General features: G+C 47.3%; 2 protein-coding genes. Both read left to right on the top strand.

Going from position 1 to position 1,146, the window contains the following annotated elements; translation table 11 throughout:
* Positions 1-341 precede the first annotated feature (341 nt).
* Positions 342-953, top strand: coding sequence for a hypothetical protein (locus KDK18_RS12460; protein WP_257255250.1), 612 nt, complete (start codon positions 342-344; stop codon positions 951-953).
* A partial coding sequence (locus KDK18_RS12455; RefSeq protein WP_257255249.1) for a GtrA family protein occupies positions 940-1,146 on the top strand: 207 nt, incomplete at its 3' end. The genes KDK18_RS12460 and KDK18_RS12455, both read left to right, overlap by 14 nt.

The following is a 1,146-nucleotide window of genomic DNA, read 5'->3' as shown; positions in this document are numbered from 1 at the left end:
ATGAAATGGATTAGTGAGATATTTCGGTTGAGGCTTGTTGATTACAAGTTTATGGGTAATATCTCACAAAGCCTGAAGGTTTTTTCCTGCATTCTGTCCACCATTGGGTTGATAGATTGAAGGTGCATGGACAGCGAATTCACACGGATGTGAACCTACCATGGATAAACGGGTAATTGCCCTGAATCTCATCTCAGGGTTCTCGCCCAGCCTTGCCTTTGTTGTGATCAGTTATAAAATCTCCATGAAGTATTCTCATCAGAATGTTTGAGCATTCTCCGGGATAATGGCCCGATGATTCCAGTCATGTTTTTGTTGATTACTGGCGGCAGGGTTACCAGATGGTTTACGGCGTTCGTCAAGATAGGGAAAACGAATCTTTCCTGAAAAAGAAAGGCGCACAATTTTTTTATCGAATCATGCATTCCAGCACAGGCATTGATGTACCGGCTCACGCAGGCGACTTCCGACTAATGGACAAGGTCGTTGTCGATGCCCTGAAAGCCATGCCAGAACGCAGCCGGTTCATGAAAGGCATCTATGCCTGGGTGGGTTACAAGAGTATAGGCCTACCCTTTCAGGTCAGAAGCCGGCTAGCGGGACAGTCCGGCTGGGGCTACGGCAAACTGACCAGTCTGGCTCTTTCAGGCATTACCGCATTCACTACTCTACCGCTAAGGATTGTAGGTGGGCTCGGACTGATTATTTCATTTATCTCGGTTTTTTATGCATTCTTTATCATCTTTCGAACCCTTGTTCTCGGTGCACCTCTGCCAGGCTGGCCCACGGTTATTGTCGCTATCACCTTTATCGGTGGCATACAGCTTTTGTCTCTCTGGATACTGGGTGAGTATATTGCCGGTATTTTCTGCGAAGTGAAAAAACGCCCAATGTACCTGATACAAAGACAGCTGGGATTCAAAAATCAGAAGGACAGTAATGCGACCGATTAAGTTTATTGTCACCGGTGCTGCGGCTGCAGCTGTTCACCTCTGGGTCCTCTGGCTTCTGGTAGACCTGACTCAATTAGCCCCATTGCTGGCCAACCCTGCCGCTTTCATTCTGGCTTTTGTCGTAAGCTACCTGGGGCATTCACTGTGGACTTTTAATCACAAGCAGCATGTTCATCGCAATGCTCTGGTGAAA

The sequence above is a fragment of the Endozoicomonas sp. SESOKO3 genome (genome assembly GCF_024606255.1).
Note: the sequence above shows the minus strand (reverse complement) of the source record. Positions and strands in the feature narration are given on the sequence as shown.